The sequence below is a fragment of the Brevibacillus dissolubilis genome (assembly GCF_006170445.1).
Lineage (GTDB): Bacteria > Bacillota > Bacilli > Brevibacillales > Brevibacillaceae > Brevibacillus_B > Brevibacillus_B dissolubilis.
In genome coordinates, this window is the sequence record NZ_VCNA01000004.1 from 153972 (window position 1) to 174670 (window position 20699).

General features: G+C 51.4%; 18 protein-coding genes. 1 reads left to right on the top strand and 17 read right to left on the bottom strand.

What is annotated here, in order from left to right; all coding sequences use genetic code 11:
* Positions 1–10: 10 nt before the first annotated feature.
* The 12 genes from murB to FGI41_RS09910 form a co-directional block, all read right to left on the bottom strand.
* Complete coding sequence (gene murB, locus FGI41_RS09855; RefSeq protein WP_139489953.1) at positions 11–916, bottom strand: UDP-N-acetylmuramate dehydrogenase; 906 nt, start codon at positions 914–916, stop codon at positions 11–13.
* Between the two features lie 228 nt (positions 917–1144).
* Complete coding sequence (spoVE, locus tag FGI41_RS09860) at positions 1145–2236, bottom strand: stage V sporulation protein E (RefSeq protein ID WP_139489954.1); 1092 nt, start codon at positions 2234–2236, stop codon at positions 1145–1147.
* A 53-nt stretch (positions 2237–2289) separates the two neighbouring features.
* Complete coding sequence (murD, locus tag FGI41_RS09865) at positions 2290–3666, bottom strand: UDP-N-acetylmuramoyl-L-alanine--D-glutamate ligase (protein WP_139489955.1); 1377 nt, start codon at positions 3664–3666, stop codon at positions 2290–2292.
* A complete protein-coding gene (gene mraY, locus FGI41_RS09870; RefSeq protein WP_139489956.1) occupies positions 3666–4631 on the bottom strand; it encodes a phospho-N-acetylmuramoyl-pentapeptide-transferase in 966 nt (321 codons plus the stop codon). The genes murD and mraY overlap by 1 nt, the downstream gene beginning before the upstream one ends.
* A gap of 30 nt (positions 4632–4661) precedes the next feature.
* Positions 4662–6143, bottom strand: coding sequence for a UDP-N-acetylmuramoyl-L-alanyl-D-glutamate--2,6-diaminopimelate ligase (locus FGI41_RS09875; RefSeq protein WP_139489957.1), 1482 nt, complete (start codon positions 6141–6143; stop codon positions 4662–4664).
* Positions 6144–6230: 87 nt separating this feature from the next.
* Positions 6231–8150, bottom strand: coding sequence for a stage V sporulation protein D (locus FGI41_RS09880; RefSeq protein WP_139489958.1), 1920 nt, complete (start codon positions 8148–8150; stop codon positions 6231–6233).
* 69 nt (positions 8151–8219) lie between these two features.
* Positions 8220–10457, bottom strand: coding sequence for a penicillin-binding protein (locus FGI41_RS09885; RefSeq protein ID WP_139489959.1), 2238 nt, complete (start codon positions 10455–10457; stop codon positions 8220–8222).
* Between the two features lie 70 nt (positions 10458–10527).
* Positions 10528–10899 carry a cell division protein FtsL gene (locus tag FGI41_RS09890; RefSeq protein WP_255298412.1) on the bottom strand — a complete coding sequence of 124 codons (372 nt, stop codon included), beginning with the start codon at positions 10897–10899 and terminating at the stop codon, positions 10528–10530.
* A gap of 84 nt (positions 10900–10983) precedes the next feature.
* The gene (gene rsmH, locus FGI41_RS09895; RefSeq protein WP_139489961.1) at positions 10984–11916 is read right to left on the bottom strand and encodes a 16S rRNA (cytosine(1402)-N(4))-methyltransferase RsmH; all 933 of its coding nucleotides are present in this window, start codon (positions 11914–11916) and stop codon (positions 10984–10986) included.
* Positions 11917–12133: 217 nt separating this feature from the next.
* Complete coding sequence (locus FGI41_RS09900; protein ID WP_139489962.1) at positions 12134–13396, bottom strand: adenosylhomocysteinase; 1263 nt, start codon at positions 13394–13396, stop codon at positions 12134–12136.
* A gap of 431 nt (positions 13397–13827) precedes the next feature.
* On the bottom strand, positions 13828–14124 hold the full coding sequence (locus FGI41_RS09905) for a hypothetical protein (RefSeq protein WP_139489963.1): 297 nt from the start codon (positions 14122–14124) through the stop codon (positions 13828–13830).
* A gap of 63 nt (positions 14125–14187) precedes the next feature.
* The gene (locus tag FGI41_RS09910; RefSeq protein WP_139489964.1) at positions 14188–15087 is read right to left on the bottom strand and encodes a LysR family transcriptional regulator; all 900 of its coding nucleotides are present in this window, start codon (positions 15085–15087) and stop codon (positions 14188–14190) included.
* 123 nt (positions 15088–15210) lie between these two features.
* Here FGI41_RS09910 and FGI41_RS09915 point away from each other — a divergent pair, with 123 nt between their 5' ends.
* The gene (locus tag FGI41_RS09915; RefSeq protein ID WP_139489965.1) at positions 15211–16482 is read left to right on the top strand and encodes an APC family permease; all 1272 of its coding nucleotides are present in this window, start codon (positions 15211–15213) and stop codon (positions 16480–16482) included.
* A 169-nt stretch (positions 16483–16651) separates the two neighbouring features.
* Here FGI41_RS09915 and FGI41_RS09920 read toward each other — a convergent pair whose 3' ends face one another.
* The 5 genes from FGI41_RS09920 to FGI41_RS09940 form a co-directional block, all read right to left on the bottom strand.
* Entirely contained in the window at positions 16652–16909 is a 258-nt protein-coding gene (locus FGI41_RS09920) for a hypothetical protein (RefSeq protein ID WP_139489966.1), read from the bottom strand.
* A gap of 86 nt (positions 16910–16995) precedes the next feature.
* Positions 16996–18642, bottom strand: a complete 1647-nt coding sequence (gene bshC / locus FGI41_RS09925; protein WP_139489967.1) for a bacillithiol biosynthesis cysteine-adding enzyme BshC — start codon at positions 18640–18642, stop codon at positions 16996–16998.
* Between the two features lie 125 nt (positions 18643–18767).
* A complete protein-coding gene (locus FGI41_RS09930; protein ID WP_139489968.1) occupies positions 18768–19328 on the bottom strand; it encodes a helix-turn-helix domain-containing protein in 561 nt (186 codons plus the stop codon).
* A 27-nt stretch (positions 19329–19355) separates the two neighbouring features.
* The gene (locus tag FGI41_RS09935; RefSeq protein WP_139489969.1) at positions 19356–19742 is read right to left on the bottom strand and encodes a DUF3397 domain-containing protein; all 387 of its coding nucleotides are present in this window, start codon (positions 19740–19742) and stop codon (positions 19356–19358) included.
* 24 nt (positions 19743–19766) lie between these two features.
* Entirely contained in the window at positions 19767–20681 is a 915-nt protein-coding gene (locus tag FGI41_RS09940) for a ketopantoate reductase family protein (RefSeq protein WP_139489970.1), read from the bottom strand.
* Between the last annotated feature and the right edge of the window lie 18 nt (positions 20682–20699).

A 20699-nucleotide genomic window follows, 5' to 3' on the forward strand; every position in this document is an offset into this window, starting at 1 on the left:
CACCTCCGTGTTACCCCTCGCCCATCACCAAAACCTCTGGATGCAGATCCACACCGAATCTTTCGCGGACGGTATTTCTCGCAAACTCAATTAAGGTGAGGACGTCGGTTGCCGTTGCTCCTCCGCGATTGACGATAAAATTGGCATGCATTTCCGAGATTTGCGCCCCTCCTATACAGTGGCCCTTGAGACCACACGCTTCTATCAAACGCCCTGCATGATCACCAGGGGGATTGCGGAAAACACTTCCGGCACATGGCATTTGCAGGGGTTGTGTTCTGCGCCGGCGATCCTTGTTGGCTGCAAGCACGGATGCGATCTGTTTGCGATCACCCCGCTCCAGCCTAAAGGTGGCCTCAAGCACAATACCCTTGCGCTTTTGGAGAAGCGACGTGCGATAGCTAAACTCTAGTTCTTCCGCGTTCATAGTTGCGATTTCGCCATCTTCAAAGAGGATTTCGGCTTCTTTTAGTATACGTGAAAGATCTGAACCGTGTGCACCAGCATTCATGTAGACGGCTCCCCCGACAGATCCGGGTATGCCTCCCGCAAACTCCATACCAGTTAATCCCATTTTCCCAGCTTCCACCGTCAGGCGGATCATGGAATACCCGGCACCAACACACACCTCTTCGCCCTCAAATTGACAGTGACTCAAGCCCTCAGCCACTTTGAACACGGCTCCACGTATCCCTCCATCCCTCACTAGAAGGTTGGAACCGCGCCCGATTACACTCCAGGGAATCTTGTGACGATGGATCGTCTGGACAGCCAATATCAGTTTTTCCTTGTCAATCGGCTGGATTAACAGATCAGCAGGACCTCCAATCCGCCACGTGGTATGGTGGGCGAGAGGTTCGTCAACCCAAACCTTGCCAACACCTGCTTGTAATAACTCTTCTGCAATGTGTTTCATAAGAGAACCTCCTGACACAAACGCTAGGTCGAACTTCGGCTTTTTTCTATCACGTGTTTGCTCACAGTCTATGCGAGTGCCTGAGGCGGCGTGACAGATGCCTACTTGAAAGATGATAACGTTGCGGCTTTTTCTAAATGGTATGTGATAACGCGAGAACCGCCCAAAGCCCTCCACGGCTTTAGACGGTCCTCATCCGTATGTGGTTTCCGATAAAAAAGATTTACTTTACCTCGCAAAGCGCGAGATATTAAGCAGGATCCCTACCCCGGTCAGCATCAGCGTCAGCGATGAACCGCCGTAGCTTAGGAACGGAAGCGTAATCCCTGTAACCGGGAACATCCCTGTCACAACCCCGACATTGATCGTCACCTGTATGCCGATCATCCCGATGATTCCGAGTGCCAGCAGGTTGCCGAACAGATCCGGAGCGGTGATGGCGACCCGCATCCCGCGCCACAGGAGCAGCAGGAACAAGAGCAAGACCAGTGTGCCTCCGATGAAGCCCAGCTCCTCTGCTACGATGGAGAAGATGAAGTCATTGTATGGCTCAGGCAGGTACGAGAACTTTTGCCGGCTCTCTCCCAGCCCCAGACCCAAGAGGCCGCCGGGGCCGATCGCATAAAGCGACTGGATGATCTGATAGCCTTTGCCGAGCGGATCTTCCCACGGGTCGATAAACGCGGTGATTCGCGCCATCCGGTACGGCGCCGAGAGGATCAGTCCGACGAATCCGGCTACCCCCACCATCCCGAGGGCTACGAAGTGACTCACCCTCGCCCCTGCGGCAAAGATCATCAGCACCGCTGTACCCATCAACACTGTCCCCGTACCCAGGTCAGGCTGCAGCATGATCAATGCGAAGCAGACGGCTGGGATTGCCAGAGCAGGCACCAAGCCTTTGGTGAACGAACCGATCTTCTTCTGGTTGTCCGACAGCCACATGGAGAGAAACGCCGCCACACCAAACTTGGCGAATTCCCCCGGCTGAATCCCGAATGAGCCGAAGCCGAGCCAGCTCTTGGACCCGTTGACCTCTTTCCCGATGATCAGAACCAGAATCAACAGGCCTATACTGCCGATGAAGCCGACCTTGGCCCAGCGCTTCCAGACCCAGTAGTCAATGTTCATCATCAGATACATCGAGGCGACCCCAAGGACTGCGAAGATCAACTGACGTTTGGTGAAAAAATAAGCATCCTCAAACTTGTGATGGGCAAACACCGCTGAGGCACTGTACACCATCACGATCCCGATACCCAAGAGCAGCAGGGTAACGAAGATGATCACATAATCTGGGGCGGAACGTACTTTACTCATGATCAAGCCATCCTTTCCGTTCTCCGTCCCAGCTTATGCGGCGTGGGACGAACTTATATAGGCTTGTTTCTAAGTTTATGCACGCCGTCCTTAAACATGCTCCCCCGCACTTCAAACGACGGGAACATATCCCAGCTTGCGCAGGCAGGGCTTAAGAGCACCACATCGCCGGACTGGGCCAGCTTGGATGCTTCGATAACGGCATTATCCACAGTATCGACCATCACTCGGTTGGTAATTCCTGCTTCCTCTGCCCGTTTGCATAAAATCTCCTTGGTTTGGCCATAGGTGACGATCGCCTTGACGTGCTTCGCAAACACAGGGACAAGCTCGTGAAACTCAATACCACGGTCCAGTCCCCCTGCGATTAAGACAACCGGCTCTGTGGTAAACGCGGTAATCGCCTTGGTAGCAGCTTCTGGGTTGGTCGCCTTGGAGTCGTTGTAATACTTCACTTCGTCGATGGTAGCCACATACTCCAAGCGGTGCTCCACGCCCGTGAAGCTGGACAGGACACGCGCCATGGAGGCAAAATCAGCCCCGGCGAGGCGTGTGATCGTAATCGCAGCCAGTGCGTTCTCCAGATTGAACTCTCCAGGCAGTGCCACGTCTTGAACAGCCATGACATCTGATTCCGAGCCAGCCTTATCTTTATACACAATGCGTCCGTCACGGACATATGTACCCTGCGGCACTTCCTGTTTGATGCTGAAAAAATAGGTTTGCGCTGAAATTGACTGGGTTGCTTCTCTGATCACCTGCTGATCGTATGGCAGCACCGCATAATCCTGATCGGTCTGATTCGCAAACAGCTTCAGCTTGGCTGCCAGATACTCATCCATCGTGCCGTGATAATCGAGATGGGCCTGATACAGATTGAGCAGTGCCCCGATATGCGGACGGAAGGTCTGTGTCCCCATCAGCTGAAAACTGGACAGCTCTGCTACGAGATATTGGTCTTCGCGCATCGTTTCCGCGAGACTGCACAGCACGGTACCGATGTTGCCTCCGACCACCGAATCCACTTGGGCTTCTTTTAAGATCAAGCCGACAAGCGTGGTCGTCGTGGTCTTGCCGTTGGAGCCTGTGATGCCGATCAGCGGGGCCTTGGAGAGCTGTGACGCGATCTCCACCTCTGTAATGACCGGAATCCCCAGTTCGATGGCTTGGGCTACAGGCTTGGCCGTGTACGGAATCCCCGGATTTTTGACAACGAGCGAGACGCCGGGATGAATCAGATCGTCCGGGTGGTATCCGGTGATAACTTGGATCCCCAATGCTTCTAATTCTTCGACGCCTGTCGCCTGCTCACGCGGTTTTTGGTCATTGACGATGATCATAGCACCAAAGCGGTGTAACAGTTTTGCAACCGCCACACCGCTCTTGGCTAACCCTAAGACGACCACTTGCTTATTCTCATACGCTTTCATTAACGCATCACCTCTAGGTATACGCCGAGTCCTGCAAACACCATACCAGTCAGCCAGAAGGTCACGACTACACGCCACTCTGACCAGCCTGTCAATTCAAAATGGTGATGAATCGGACTCATACGGAAAATTCGTTTGCCTCGGGTCTTAAATGAAATCACCTGCATGATGACAGAGATCGTCTCCATCACGAACACGCCGCCGATGATGGCCAGAAGCAGTTCGGTCTTAGTCAAAATCGCAATCCCGGCAAGAGCGCCGCCCAAGGCAAGCGAACCGGTGTCTCCCATGAAGACGCGGGCCGGATGGGCATTGAACACGAGGAACCCCAGCACGGAGCCGACTACCGCAGCACTGAAGATCGCGGTATCCAAGTCGCTCGACATCCACGCGATGATTGCATACGCGCCAAAAGCGATTGCGCCTGTACCCGCCAACAGACCGTCGAGACCGTCTGTGATATTGACCGCATTGGTCGTACCGACGAGTAAGAACACGAGGAACGGGAAGTACATCCATCCAAGGTCAAAGCTCCAGTGTGTCCCTGGAAAATGCAGGGTCGTATCGTGCTTCATCAGAATCAGCAGATAGTACGCACCGATCGCCAGGATGATCTGACCGAGAAACTTTTGTCTGGCGGTAAGCCCCAGATTACGCTTCTTGCTGATCTTAATGAAATCATCTAAAAATCCAATCAAGCCGTAGCCAAACGTCACCAAGACAAGGAAGTAGACCTCCATGGTCGCGTTGGCGAACTTGAGAACGGTAAAGATAAGTGCAAGCAGAATGATCGTACCGCCCATCGTAGGCGTTCCCGCTTTTTTCTGGTGCGACTGCGGCCCCTCTTCGCGAATGGCCTGCCCGAACTTCAATCGTCGTAGGACTGGGATAAACAGTGGTCCGATGAGTACGGCGATCAAAAAAGCGGCGACGATAGTAATGATGAGGACATTATCAAAAGGCATGCCCCGAACCCCCTTTCTCGACGTTTACGTTTATGATTGTCGCTTCAGAATCGCTTCGCGTGCCACTTCTCTGTCGTCAAAGGAGTGGACTTGCCCTTTTACGATCTGATACGTCTCATGCCCCTTGCCTGCGATGAGGATCACGTCCCCTGCGCTGGCATCGTTGATGGCATGCGTAATCGCTTCACGTCGATCTGTGATGGTTGTGTAACGCTCTTCTGATACAGCGCCCAGCCCGGCAATCATGTCGGCAAGGATGGCGTCTGGCTCCTCGGAGCGTGGGTTATCTGATGTAAAGACGGAGGTATCGGCGTATTTTGTTGCAATTTGTGCCATAATTGGGCGCTTGGTACGGTCGCGGTCTCCCCCGCATCCGACGACGCAGGTGACGCGGCCTTGGGCGAATTCTTTTACAGTCAACAGCGCATTTTCCAAGGAGTCCGGCGTGTGGGAATAATCCACAATCACGGTAAAGTCCTGTCCAGCCGCCACCGGCTCAAAGCGTCCGTTGACACCCTTGATCTGCTCCAGGCTTTCTTTGCACTCAGCCAAGGTGACTCCCTCAGCGAGAGCGGTTGCAATCGCAGCCAGCGAGTTGTACACGTTGAACTTGCCCATGAGCTGGAGATGAAAATCAAGTGTGCCTGCAAACGTCTCAATCGTGCAGGACGTCCCATGAGCGGTTACGCGGATATTGGTCGCGCGGACATCTGCCGGCTGATCAATCCCGTAGGTCACGATGCGGACAGGTGCGACACGTGCAAAGAACTCAGAAGCTTCGTCATCTGCATTCAGCACTGCTGTCTTGATCCGATCTGTGTCGGTACTGTATTGATTGCCCAATTGCGCAAACAGCAGCGATTTGGCATGCTTGTAATTTTCCATCGAGCCGTGGTAGTCCAAGTGATCCTGCGTCAGATTGGTAAACACGGCCGTATGTACATTGACACCACGGACACGCCCCATATCCAGCGCATGAGAAGAAATTTCCATAATGGCATAATCCGTATCAAGATCACGCATGCGACGGAAGGCGTGCTGGAGTTCGAGAATATCCGGCGTGGTGTTTTTGGACTCTTCCACCACATCACCAATACGCATATGGATCGTGCCGATCAGACCGTTGCGCTTGCCGCGGTCCTGCAGAATTTTATCGATCAAATGAGTCGTCGTCGTCTTCCCGTTCGTACCTGTGACCCCGATCAGACGCAGCTCCTGGGTCGGCGACTGATAGAAGCGGTCTGCAAGCAGGGCCTGTGCCCGGCGTGTATCAGGAACCATCACGACCGTTCCGGTAACGTCAATTTCTTTTTCGGCTAAAATCGCTGCTGCACCCAGCTCGATTGCTTTTGCAGCATAATCATGGCCATCAACAGTAAAACCCGGCAGACAGACAAACAAATCCCCCGGTTTCACTTTGCGTGAATCTGCCGTTATACCCGTTATCTCCACTTCTACATTTCCTTTTGTGCGGACTGTAAGCAGTGGAGCGAGCAGATCCCTAAGTAACATGACAATGGCACCCCATTCTCCAACTAGTATTGACGGGAGAGGAAGTTGGCAAACGATGGCTCCCTCTCCCGAAGAAATATTGTATAGCTAATTAGCCGTTTTGTCACCCAGATAGACGCGAATTTTTGAACCTTCTTCAACTTTCTCGCCTGGTGTCGGTGACTGCTTGATGACATGAGTGCCTTTGCCTGCTACATCCAACGGCATTGTGTAGTAGGAGCTGGTTACTTCTTTCATACTCAGTCCCAGCAGATTTGGTACTTCCACATATTTTTTGTCACCATACTTATATTCACGCTCGATGCCATCCTTGCGTTTCTCCACCTTCAAATAGGGGAGTGCGGATTCGAGGATGTTTTTGACGATTGGAGCGGCGATCAGACCCCCGAATGCCTGTGCTTTTGGATTGTCAACCGCGACATAGACAAGGATTTTCGGATCATCGGCAGGAGCAAATCCGATAAAGGATACGATATACTCCCCATCCATATACCGACCATTTTTTACCTTTTGGGCTGTACCGGTTTTGCCGCCGACGCGGTAGCCTTCGAGATAGGCATTGCCCCCTGTCCCTTTGGCTACGACGCTCTCTAGTGCATAGCGTACCTTGGCAGAGGTCTCAGGTGTGATGACTTGGCGGACGACGCTCGGTTCGGTACGTCCGATGATATCATGGGTCACAGAGTCACGCCATTCTTTGGCAATGTAGGGCTTCATCAGCTTACCGCCGTTGATCGCAGCAGAGACGGCCGCCATCTGCTGGATCGGTGTGACCGATACCCCTTGACCGAATGAGGTCGTCCCCAGTTCAACCGGGCCGACTCGGTTTAATTTGAACAACAGACCTTTGGATTCCCCGATCAGGTCGATGCCTGTCTTCTGACCAAACCCGAATTTGTCGATGTATTGGAACAGACGCTCTTTTTGCAGACGCTGCCCCATCGCCACGAAGCCTGGGTTGCAGGAGTTTTCTACGACTTCAAGCATCGTCTCCTGACCGTGCCCCTGACGCTTCCAGCAGCGCAGGCGTGCACCTGCGACCATCACATAGCCGGGATCATTGAATTCCTCGTCCAAAGAGACGACACCCTCATTGAGCGCTGCGGCCAGTGTGACGATCTTGAAGGTGGAACCTGGCTCGTACGTTTTCCAGATCGGCAGGTTGCGGTTGATTACCTCTGTTGAATAATCGCGGTACTTGTTAGGCTCAAAGCTTGGACGGCTGCCCATCCCGAGAATCTCCCCGGTCTTTGGGTCCATCGCAATCGCAATGACATCATCAGGCTGATACGTGACCACGGCCTGATCCAGCTCCCGTTCGATAAACGTCTGAACCTGCTTGTCAATGGTCAGGTACATGTCCATCCCATTGATAGGCGGGACATACTGTTCGGCATGACCTGGCATCATCCGCCCCCCGGCATCTGCTGGGAACGAGACATAGCCTGGCGTACCTTTGAGGAACTTGTCATAGATTTTCTCTAAGCCGTGCAGACCTTGGTTGTCGATCCCGGTAAAGCCCAGGACGTGTGCTAACATCGTGCCTTCTGGATAGAACCGCTCGGAATCCTCCGCCACTTTGATCCCCGGTAATCCCATTGCTTGGATCTGCTGGGCTTTCTGCGGCGAGAGCTTACGTCCACCAGGGACCCGGTTGATCAGTTGGCGTTTGCTGATCGCTTTGAGGATGTCCTCCTCTTTTTGACCGAGTATGGGTGCGAGCTTACGTGCTGTTCCCTCTTTGTCCTTGATTTGAGCAGGGATGGCCATGACGGACGGTACGCTCTGGTTCTGTACCAAGTCTTCTCCATTGCGGTCTTTGATCAGGCCGCGCTTCGCCTCGAATGGGACATTTCGGGTCCACAGTGACTTCGCTTCATCTTGCAGCCATTGACCCATCACCAGTTGTATATAACCGAGCCGTGTGATCAATGCCCCGTAGAGTAAGATCCCGACAAGAAGCGCGAGAAATATCCTTCTGCGGACGGTAACATTGGAGACCCGCAAAATACACTCCTCCTAACGTATAAGGTTTGTCTTTCATACCCTATTCGTCCAAGAGGAGTGTTAGAACTTTTACGGGCCAGTTGGCGAGACAAGTTTAACATTCAGCGTTTCCTTGCCTGTCACCTTCGTACCCGGTGCAATATTCTGTTGCGAGACAAAACCATAGCCATCCGCCGTCACCTTCATATTGATCAGGGAGGCGAACTCCATTACCTCACGCAATGACTTGCCTTTGAAATCCGGCATCTTGACATTGGTAAGCTTGTCGGTGATCAGATAGACCTTGGTGCTTGGAGATACCTTTTCAAAAGCGGCAGGCACTTGCTGTTTGATCTTCGTGCCGGTACCGACCAACTCTACCGTCAGCCCTGCTTTTTTGGCCCGGTCTGCGGCGACCGATGCGGCGACACCTGTCAGCTCCGGCATGGTGATTTCTTTGACTGGTGCGGCTTCGACTACCTCTGTCTTGGCCTTCGGGTCCTTGAGCTGTTTTGGGTCTGGAGTCTGTTGCAGATATTTGAGACTCTGCTCCATGACCGATGTAAAGATCGGTGCGACTACCTTGCCACCCAAGACACTGGACGGCAAATCAGTGCTCGGGTCATCGACGACGACATAAACCAGTAGTTTCGGATTATCCTTTGGCGCAAAACCAATGAAGGATACGATATAGCGCCCTTCCAAAATCTTTCCATTATTATCATCGTATTTCTGTGCTGTACCCGTCTTACCTGCGACATGATAGCCCGGCACTTCAAACGCTTTACCCGTCCCGTGCTCACCCGTCACAACGGTCTCTAAGATGTCCCGCACCTCTTTGGCTGTCTTCTCACTGACAACCCGGCGTACGACTTCCCGGCTGCTTCGCTTGCTGACGGCACCTGTGTGTGGATCGCGTAGCTCTTTAATGATATGCGGTTTGAGCATCTCCCCGCCATTGGCAATCGCCCCGACGGCTGCCACCTGCTGGATGGCGGTCACGGCCACCCCTTGTCCAAATGTGGTAACCGCGATGTCGCGTGGGGAGCGAGGATTCAGGATGTTCTCAATCTGCCCCTTGCCTTCACTCGGCAGTTCAATTCCGGTTAAGGAACCAAAACCGAATTCCTTAAAATATTTTTGCAGCTTCTCCTGCTTCAACCGTTCGTACCCCATCTTGACGAAGGCTACGTTACTGGAACGCTGTACGCCTTCCAGATAGGTAATACGTCCCCACCCACGCCCGTTGTTATGGTCATTGATGCGCTTTCCGGGGATCTTCGAATACGAACCAGAGTCATAATAGTCATTCTGATTAAATACGCCTTCCTGGATTGCCGCAGCCAGCGTAATAATCTTAAAAGTCGAGCCCGGCTCAAACATACTGCTAACCGCATGATTCGTGAAGTTCTCAATGTTCCAATACTGATTGGGGTTAAAATGCGGACGGTTCCCCATTGCAAGCACTTCACCTGTATTGGGGTCGGTTACGAGGACCGTCATTTTTTTTGGCTTGTAGGCGGCTTCTGTCTTATCCAGTGCCTGCTCTACATAGTCCTGAATCTGGCGGTCGATGGTCAAGACGACATTCTGCCCGTCCTGTGCCGGCTGGAACTGCATCTGCCCCTCTGGCAGCTGATAGCCCGCCGCGTCGGTGATCACAGAAAGCTCCCCTTCTTTACCGCGCAGCTCTTTATCGTATTTCATCTCAACACCCATCTTGGCCTCATCACCGTCATAGCGCAGATACCCGAGCACATGTGGTGCAAAGGTGTTATGCGGATAATAGCGGCGGGTCGTCTCGGTCATCTGGATGCCCGGCATCTGATTCACTTCCGTGCGAATCCCCTGAAAATCCTTTGGATACTGCATGTCCAAGATCTTATTGCGCTGCTCTTCCGTAATCTTGCTTGCTTCCCGGCCCAGCTCCACCCATTTGATACCTGGATTGGATGGGGTGAGTCGCTTAAACAGACGCTCCGGGGAGACGCCCAGGATCGGAGCGAGACGACTGGCCGTGCCGAACGGGTCTTTGATATAGTCATCATCCATCGGCTTGCCGTCCTTGTCCAGATCAGGCTTGAGCTTCGCTTCTACTTTATAAGCATTGCCTTCAAAAGCAAGCACTTCCCCGTTCCGATCGAGGATGGAGCCGCGCTTCTGCTTAATCGTCTTGTCCTCTTCCCACTGCTTTTTCGCTTTCTCGATAATAAAGGCCGCATCTACGGATTGCAGCCACCACAGTCGCATCGTTAATCCCATAAAAGATAAGATAAAGAGCAGACTCAGCATCAGGATACGCCAATTGACCCTTTTTTTGGTGTCCATGTGTATTCCCCTCCTAACATTCGGATAAAAAGAAAAAAATGTTACCTCAAAACAACAGGTAACATGTGAATTAGTTGCTGGTCGATGCGGCTTTTACGGTATCTTTGCTGCTCCCAATCACCTTTACGTTTTCTGAGGGGAGCATACCTTGGCGGGTTGCTTCCGCTACGATCCGGTCACGGGTGCTCATTTGGTCAATTTTTAATTGAAGAGCCTCATTTTGTCCCTGCATCTTGGTGATCTGCTTATTCAAGCTTTGGATTTGGTAGTTGTACTGGGAAATCTGCAGGTATCTCAGCCCGACGAATCCGGCCATCGCTACCAGCAGCAAAATCAGTCCGAGGTACATCAGCTTTTCGCCTGTTGGTACGCCCTGTGTCGTCTTGACGACGCGTTTTCTCTTTCGTTGTGCGGGTGGTAATGGTTGTTGCTTCAAATCCACCGCTAAATTTCCTCGGGAATAATAGCTCAAGGTACTCCCCCCATTTCTTGTATTGGTCTTTGGTTGCTTGTCCATTGTTGTGGTCTACAGCTTCATTGCGATGCGCAGCTTGGCCGAACGCGCGCGGTTATTGTGCTCAAGCTCTTCTTCGCTTGGCAGGATCGGTTTGCGGGTAATCACTTTGACTTTTGGCTTGTTCCCGCAGGCACACATCGGGAAGCTCGGCGGACAGATACAGCCCTGTGCATAATCGGCAAACGCCACTTTACAGATACGGTCCTCTAACGAATGGAACGTGATGACACTCACACGGCCACCCGGATTACAGATATCCATCGCATCTGTGACCGCCTCTTTAAATACATTCAGCTCGTCATTGACTGCGATGCGGATCGCCTGAAACGTACGCTTCGCCGGATGTCCACCTGTACGGCGGGCCGCAGCAGGGATTGCTTCTTTGATGATTTCTACCAGTTGCCCCGTCGTCTCGATCGGAGCGTTTTCTCTATGTACGATGATTTGCCGGGCAATTTTCCGGGAAAATTTCTCTTCGCCATACTCCCAGAAAATCTTCGACAGCTCAGCTTCTTCCCACTCGTTGATGACGTCGTACGCACTCAGGTCTCCCTGCTGATCCATCCGCATGTCCAATCTGGCATCAACATGATAGCTAAACCCGCGCTCTCCCTCGTCCAACTGTGGCGAAGACACACCAAGGTCAAACAACACTCCATCCACCCCGGTAAGACCCAAATCCTCGATCACCGATTTGAGATGGCGGAAGTTGCTTTTTACCAGTGTTACTTTATCTCCATAGGTAGCCAGCTTTTCTTTGGCATTCGCCAGTGCGGTGTCGTCCTGGTCGATGGCGATCAACCGTCCGCCTTCGCCTAGCTTGGAGGCGATCAATGAACTGTGCCCCGCACCGCCCAAGGTACAATCTACATAAATTCCATCCGGACGGATATTGAGTCCGTCAACAGCTTCATTCAACAAAACCGTAATATGGTGAAACAAAAGTCGTCACTCCCGAGGTTATAGGTTAAAATCAGTATGCTTACCCTTCCCTGCTTGTCCCACTCGCATTCGGCAGCACACAAAAAGCAGAACAGGGTGTGTCCGCGGGTAACCACTTTCTCCCACTTGGTATCTGCTATTCATTATAAAAAAAACCCTGCTGATTGTCAGCAGGATTTTTTCTTCATGTTACGAGCCGATTTAACAGCAAATTCGCTTAGTGTTCGACCCAGCTTTCGAGGTATGCTTTTTGTTCTGGAGTCAGCGTGTCGATTTTGATACCGAGCGCTTCGAGTTTGTATTGAGCAACCATAGCATCCAGCTCGTATGGTACGTTCAGGACTTTTTTACCAATTTGCTCGTAGTTTTTGCTTACATACTCAAGACCAACCGCTTGCAGGGCAAAAGTCATGTCCATGATTTCTGCCGGGTGACCGTCACCTGCTGCCAGGTTTACGAGACGGCCTTCAGCCAGAAGGTATACTTTGCGGCCATCGTTGAGTACGAACTCTTCGATGTCTTTGCGTACGGTACGCACAGATTTCGACATTGCATTGAGGTCAACCTTGTTGATCTCGACATCGAAGTGACCAGCGTTGGAGAGGATTGCGCCGTCTTTCATCACTTCGTAGTGTTCTTTGCGGATGATGTCGCGGTTACCGGTTACGGTTACGAAGTAGTCACCGTGTTTTGCCGCTTCTTCCATAGACATGACTTCGAAGCCGTCCATGTAAGCTTCAACTGCTTTGATTGCATCGATTTCGGTTACGATGACTTTCGCACCAAGACCTTTTGCACGCAGAGCCACACCTTTACCGCACCAGCCGTAACCAGCAACAACCACGGTTTTACCAGCTACTACGAGGTTGGTTGTACGATCGATGCCATCCCATACGGATTGACCTGTACCATAGCGGTTGTCAAAGAGATATTTACAGAATGCGTCGTTAACTGCCACCATTGGGAAGTTGAGCTTCGCTTCTTTCTCAAGAGCTTTGAGGCGAAGGATACCGGTTGTGGTTTCTTCTGCGCCACCGCGTACTTGAGAGATGAGATCTTGACGCTCGCTGTGAAGGATGGTGATCAGGTCGCCACCGTCATCGATGATGAGGTCTGGGCGGGTCTCAAGGGTCTTGATCAGGTGGGATTTATATTCTTCCGGGCTTGGATTGTATTTCGCGAATACGCGGATACCATCTTCCACCAGAGCCGCACACACGTCATCTTGTGTGGAGAGTGGATTGGAACCAGTCATGGTAACTTCAGCGCCACCAGCTTGGATCACTTTTCCAAGGTAAGCCGTTTTTGCTTCCAAGTGCAAGCAGATTGCAACTTTCAGTCCTGCGAATGGTTTCTCTTTTTCGAAGCGTTCACGAATCCGGTTCAGAACCGGCATGTGTTCGCGAACCCAATCAATTTTAAGATGTCCGTTAGGTGCAAGGGACATATCTGCTACGATGCTATCTGTAACGACCGTCATACAGAAGAATCCTCCTTATATGTATAATCAACTTAATCTTAACATAGGTAAGTGAACACATCATCTATTATTTTGTCGAGATTTACCAAATTGGTGTTCAACTCACCATTTTTCACCATTTCCCAACCAAAAACGGTTCAAGAATAAACAACTTTATTTTCTAGCATTCCCCTAATTCCCGCAAAATGATATGTGGATTTTCAAGGATCTCAGGAGGAACAGTCGCGAATTTTTGTAAGATCATTCTTTTTTCATAACGTTTATCTTAAATATTTACAATATAAGCATTATCTTACATAACTCTGTGCCGTTGTGTCGCTTTCTCCGATAGATTGTTTATGGATCACATTGTATAGAAAAGAGGAATTTTTTTATGTATGAACCAAAAGCCAATCCGCGAAAACGAACCGGCTCTTGGTTGATGCCTTTTATTATATGCCTGATTGGACTGATTGAGCGCGGCGAGGCTGTTTTTTCCGGACTTGGCGGAATGCGAGGCCTGCTTTGATCAGACAGAACAGAATCACAATCGGATAGGCCAAAAGGAGCATATATGATAGAGGAAGAATCTGTGTCGACAGAATCATTCCGAAGCAGATCCCCGCGAAAAGGATTGCCGTTACACTGTAGAGAATCGCTTCGCTATAACGGCTGCGGCGTGTCAGATAATAGGTCGTACCTACAAGCAAAAGGGCGATGACCAGCGCAGTGAGGGAAAATGCGGTCATGCTCTGACCTCCTTTCTATTCTATGATTTCTATTATAGTAGGGAGGTTCTCATTCGCTCAAAGTTAATTATTACCCGTCTCCACCTTCGCCTCTCGCAACAACTCGATCAACCTGCGAAACGCCTGCGGCATCCATTTCTTTTTATGATAGAGGAGCTGCTTGCAGACCCGGATATCCTGATGAGAAAAGTTCACAATGCTAAGCTTCCCGCTCTGCACCTCTTCCTTCACCACGATCTTAGGCAAGAGTGCAATCCCCAGACCATAGGCAGCACATTGCTTGATCGCCTCGAGACTGCCGAACTCGAGCGACGTCTCGGGAACGATCCCGGCTTCGCGCAGCACGCCTTCCATCATTTTGCGGTAGCTACAGCCCTGCTCGGTGACAATCAATGTCTCTCCGGCAAAATCCTCTGCACATACGACCGCAAGCTGTGTCAGCCGATGATCAGGTGCCGCCACAACCACCATCTCTTCCTCTCCCAGATCCATACATTCGATGTCAGGATGCGTCTGCGGCCAATCTAGAATCACCGCGATGTCATACGTCCCGTCCCGCACACCCTGACGCAAATCACTGCATATCCCCGGATGCAGCAGCAGCTTCATCTTCGGCAGCTCCCGCCGATACTTCTGCAAAAACGGCGGCAAATAAAACGCCGCAAGCGACTCCACCGTCCCAATCGTCAGCGTTCCCGCCTGCTGGGCCTCTTCATTGACCGACAGCTTCGCCTCATCCAACAGCATCAGCACCTGCTCGGCATACCGAAGCACCAGTTCGCCCGCCTGGGTCAACCTCACCTTGCGCCCCCATCGCTCAAACAGCGGAGCACCGAACCATTCCTCCACATTCTGAATCTGGGTCGTCACACTTGATTGAGCATAACCCAACTCTTCCGCCGCCTTGGTGAAGCTCTGCCACTTCGCCACCTCGCGCAACGTATGTAAATAACGTGTATCCACCCGCCTGCCCCCTTTTCTATCGGAAAAACCGAATCTTATCATCAAAAACTATAGATAATACCGATACTAAAATGATGGTACACTGATGTCAAGATTCGCTATTCGGAAAAGAGGGAATGTTCGATGTCACAGTCACAACCACAAACAACAGCCTCAGGCCTGCAAAAGACCCTGTCGCTCCCACAGATTGTCGCTCTATATATCGGTGCCGTGATCGGTTCAGGGGTTCTTTTGATCCCCGGTCTCGCCGCTGAGATGGCAGGGCCTGCTTCTATCCTAGCCTGGCTCGCCATGTCGATCCTCGTCATCCCTATGGCGATCACGATGGGGCTGTTATCCGCACGCTTTCCAGATGCAGGCGGAGTCTCCCATTTTGTCCGGCTCGCTTATGGCGATCGGCTTGCCAACATGGTCGGCTGGTTCTTCCTGCTCTCCCCGCCAATCGGTGCTCCGATCCTCGCGATCACCGGAGCCAATTACGTCAAAGCTATTTTGAACTGGAACGATGCACAGGTCTTTGCCACCGCAGCGGTCATTTTACTTACCGTACTGATCATGAACATATTCGGCATGCATATCGCGGGTAATATCCAAACCATCGTCGTCGCCCTGATCGTCACGATCTTGCTCTTATCGATCGGTGCATCTGTTCCACATGTCTCTGCCGCCAACTTTACCCCATTTGCCCCGCACGGTTGGGTTTCTGTCTTGCAGGCGGCTGGTCTGCTCTTCTGGTGCTTTATCGGCTGGGAGGCGGTCACCCATCTGTCCGAAGAATTCGTTGACCCCCGCAAAAATGCGATCCGTGGTGTCTTATGGAGCGCCGGGGTCGTTGCCCTGCTCTATTTCGGCGTCGCCTTCATGACCGTCGCCACCCATAGCTATGGCGCAGGCAAATCCGAAGCATCCCTAAGCCTCATGGTCCAGCTCACCTTAGGCCCTGTCGGCGGCTGGATCGTCGCCGGAACCGCCCTGTTCATCTGTATCGCCACCGCCAACGCCTATGTCGGCGCAGCCGCCCGCACCGCCTATGCCCTCGCCAAGCAAGGCAATGCCCCACGCTGGTTCGGCAAGCTTCATCCCAAATACAACACCCCCACAGGCGGCCTGCTCTTCCTGACGCTCTGCTTCATCGCCGTCCTGTCCGTTCTCTACAGCGGCGTGCTAAGTCTCGCTGAGCTAATCACCCTCCCCAATGCAACCTTCTTCGCCACCTACATCGGCGGTTGCTTTGCCGGAATCAAATTACTCAAGGACAGCAAGCTTGGGAAAGCCTTCGCATGGGTTTCCCTCGTCGTAACCGTAGCACTCTACCCGTTCCTCGGATGGTCAGCGCTCTATCCGCTGGTGATTGTGTTTATCATATTGCTCGCTGAAAAGAAAAAGAAGCCTTGATGTAATGTCAAGGCTCCTCCCCCTAGCCGACGCCCAAAAGCCGTTGGCTTTTTTTCTTTTATCTTTCCTATCCTTTTCCCATCCCTGAATAGAGAGCGTGAGGATGATCTGTTTGTAAGGAGACCGGCTGAACGAAGTGAGGGAAAGGCGACTGGAAAACAGATCATCCTCACGCTCTCCCCTTCAACCTCCTCGTCTCGTTATCGATATGCCGCACTGCCTTCAAAAACCGCGACTCCTCCATTTTCCCTTTTTCCCTCAGCCACTCCACATAATTACGCAGGGACAAAATATCGACCCACGCATCCTTCGACTGCGGATTATTATCTGGCAGCTCCCCCGTCAATTCCCCGTCCCGCACGGCTTGTCCCAATTCGGTCGGGTGAATTCCGATTTTATACGCAATATGATGCAAGGCAATCTTCATCTCCGATAAACCCTCCCAGCCTATGTGAAAAAAGCGTCTGTCTCAGCAACCGTGACAGACGCTTTTTTGCTTTGAATTGTCAGATGCTATCCCCGTTGAATATACAGCACCTTGTGCGTCCCGTCAAACGGTACCTCCGCCAAAAGCAGACGCTCAACCAGGTCAAGTCCGTGGCTGTTCAGGTACTGCATTACGGTGTAGGTCCGCTCCTGCAAACCGCCGGATGGACGCAGGTTCACTTCCAGGCGCTCTACCCGCTTGATCGCGACGTCATGCTTGAGGTGGACAGATTGCTCGGTACGCTTTTCTAAAAATTGCACCTGATCCAATAATCGGTCCACATTCTTCTCAGCAAGCTCCCGAAGGCTTGGATCGTATTCGGTCACCTCACCCACCAGCTTGCGGTAGATCGCGAGCAGCTCCTCTTTGATCTGGGCAAAACGTCCGGCAAAATACGCACCGCCCTCCAGCTCAGACAGCCATTTTTCCTTCCAGCCGGCAAAATCGGTCAGTACTGTCTCAATCGACACCCCTACCTGCTCCATCACCCGCTCCATCGCACCCTCGACCAGCGTGTACGAGGTACGTGGAACGATGATTGGCAGCTCGTAGCCCAGCATCTCGAAGTACGCCTTATAATACGCCCAATACGCAATCTCACCCGGCCCCCCGACAAAAGCAAGCGTCGGAAGCAGGTGCTCCTGGGCAAGCGGTCTAGACACCACATTGCTGCTAAACCGCTCCGGCTCCGTCTCCAGCAGGGCCAGCAGTTCTGCACGGGTGTAGCGTTGTACCCCATGCTTCACGCGGAACGTATCTCCTTCGCGGACAAGCAACAGCCGCTCACCGTTTTCATAGAAAAACAGATTCGCCTGCGCCTCGTCCAGCTGCAGCTGTGCCCCGTATCCATTCGTCTTGAGTGCCTGCTCGGCATCCATCAGCTTTTGCATAATTTCTTCATTATAAGAAAGGATTTGGCGAAACACCGGCGCTTCCAGCTTCCGAACGAATGGTGAGGATGATTCCAATAACACCAGGCCATGCTCCCCGAGCAAGCTTGCCATCAGCCGGGCAAACCAATCGACCAGTGTCTGGGATTCTCCCGCCGTACCCGTCAACAGCTCACGCAACTCCTTGCTGTGATCCGTCTCCGTCTGTCCCGCGAAGAATTCATCTACGACCCGCTGCATCTCTTCTTGGCTGAGCGGCAGCATGCTGGCAGAGATGCGTCCTTTGACCTCTGTGGACAGCTTCAGCTTGTATGCCTCTGTATCTTCCGCCTCCGCACCCGTCACCCATGTGTGATTAATCTCATCCAAGTCATGATCTTCCCCGGCAATCCAAAAGATTGGCACGACCGATACACCAAGCTGCTCTTCCAACCGTTTCGCATGTCGGATGGTATCGATCGCTTTATAGATCGTGTACAACGGTCCTGTCAACAGACCTGCCTGCTGTCCTGCCACCACTACATACGTATCCTCATGGCGCAGTCGCTCAATCTGATCCAGTGCCGCCGGATGATTCCCCATCTCACGGTTATACTGTGCCAAGCCGTCCGCCAATTGGTTCCGATGCGGATATTTCCGTTGCTTCAGCGATTCGAGCCGCTTCTGATAAGATTCTGTCGCATACGGATTACAGGGTAAAAAGGATAACGCTGTCTGCTTCCCAGACACATAATCGCTGATCAGCGGATTGCCATAAGGAAGCGGAAGAGTATATATATTCACGAAAGGTTCCTTCTTTCTTCAAAACGATAGTCAGATGGATAAATTATATCACTTTCATCCCAAACGAAAAACAGGACACCCCGCTCCGAAGTGTCCTCCTACCCAAAAAGAAAGAATCTTTATTTTTAAAATTGCGGGGGAGACAGCGCCCACACCAATACCGCCTCTTCATTACTGATGTTGGCGATAATATGGATCTGAGAATTATCAAAATAAATACTGTCGCCGGCTTCCAGATGGAACTCCTCTTCACCGACGCGAATCATCACATTACCAGTGATGACAGTCAGGCACTCTTCTCCGTCCTGTGCCACGAACATATCACGGGTCTGTTCACCAGGCTGCAGACGAACCTCAATCAGGCCAAGCTTCGCATTCCCACCTGCAGATAAAAGCGAGTATGTACCGGTAGATTCAGGAAATACCATTTTTCTGCGCTTATCTTTAGGAATAACATGAATATGATTATGTTCGATATCTTCAAAAAAATGAATCAATGGAGCTTCCAGTGCTTTCGTGATTCTCCACAGCGACTCTAAAGAAGGCTGGGAGATACCGCGCTCCACTTGGCTTAACAGACCTTTGCTCAAGCCTGTTTTGGTTGCCATGATTTCCAGCGTAAATCCTCTTTCCTTGCGTACGGTACGAATTTTATTGCCGATCATTTCAATTGGTAAGCTGCTCATTCTCTACACCATCCTTTAATTTATCGCCTAACTGCTCTGCATCGTAACCCAAATGCCGGTGCTAACCAAACACAAATAAGCAATGCCTAGAAGTACAAACGAGATCCGCCATGTGGAAAACCCGATTTTTTTATAGGACAACTCTCCCCGCAGTCTCTTTTGCAGATAGCCCAAAGCTGATGCGATGCATGCAAAAAGGAAAAAAATCCAAAACCAAGCTGCTATCGCTTCCGGCCAAATATACCGGTAAGCCACCACAACTGAATGTATTAAAAACACATTTGTAACATTGACAGACCAATCCATTGCAACACGTTGGCTCTTTTTCCAGTAGTATGTTCCCGCGTATACCAGCGCAAATGCAAGAATCGGTACTGTAGTGAAAACTCCCCAAGTATTAATCAATAAATTCATCCGCAGCCTCTCCCCTATTTGAGGCTACAAACTTGTTTTTAAGAGAACGATGCGCAATATTGTTTCATGCATCGGCACAGGTATGTTGTATTTCGTAGCTAGCGTGACTATGTACCCATTGATTGCATCAATCTCGGTAGGGCGTTGGTTCCACAAGTCTTGTAGCATCGAAGAATGGTTTAGGGAAGTACTTCGGCAAATCGTTAGAATATCCTTCCAATCTTTCTCAGATATTTCTACCCCAGATGCACATGCAACTTGTTTGGCTTCATCAAAAACCTTTCGCATCGTACATAGCGTAAGTGAATTCTCCAACAAACCACCGTTGGGAATTTCGAATATCGTTGTCAAAGGATTGATACATGCATTGGCCAGCAGCTTTTTCCAAAGCAAGCTCGCTGTCTCCTCTGCGTATTCGGCTGGAATTTTAGCCTGATTGGATATTTGTACGAATGAATGAATCAATGATTCCGATTGTGTAATCTTTTCCCAAGGGCCGACACGCAACATACCTGCTCCCGTATGCACCACCTCTATAGGTGACAGCCGCCGGGCCCCCTCTGTGTTGATACCGAAGTAGACCTGATCTTGGCGAAGCACCTCCTTTAAAAGATCCTGATGACCCATGCCGTTTTGCAGCGCAATGACCTTCGAGGAAGGTGGGATCTTGCTTAGCAAAGGCAAAATATGTGGGATATGTGTCTGCTTTAAAGCAATCACATATAAATCCGCAAATGGAAGCTCCTCTGTGGACGGCTGTGCATGAAGGGGGATCTGGACGATGTTGGAATTCATAGGATGATAGGTGATTCCCTGTTGTTGGATGGCTGATGCCTGTTCCTGGCTTCTTGTGACTAAAGTTACATCTGCGCCAACCAGGCGAAGACGAGCCGACAATAATAAGCCTACAGAACCACCACCGATTACAACTATTTGCATAGGGTGCCTCCAAAGAGA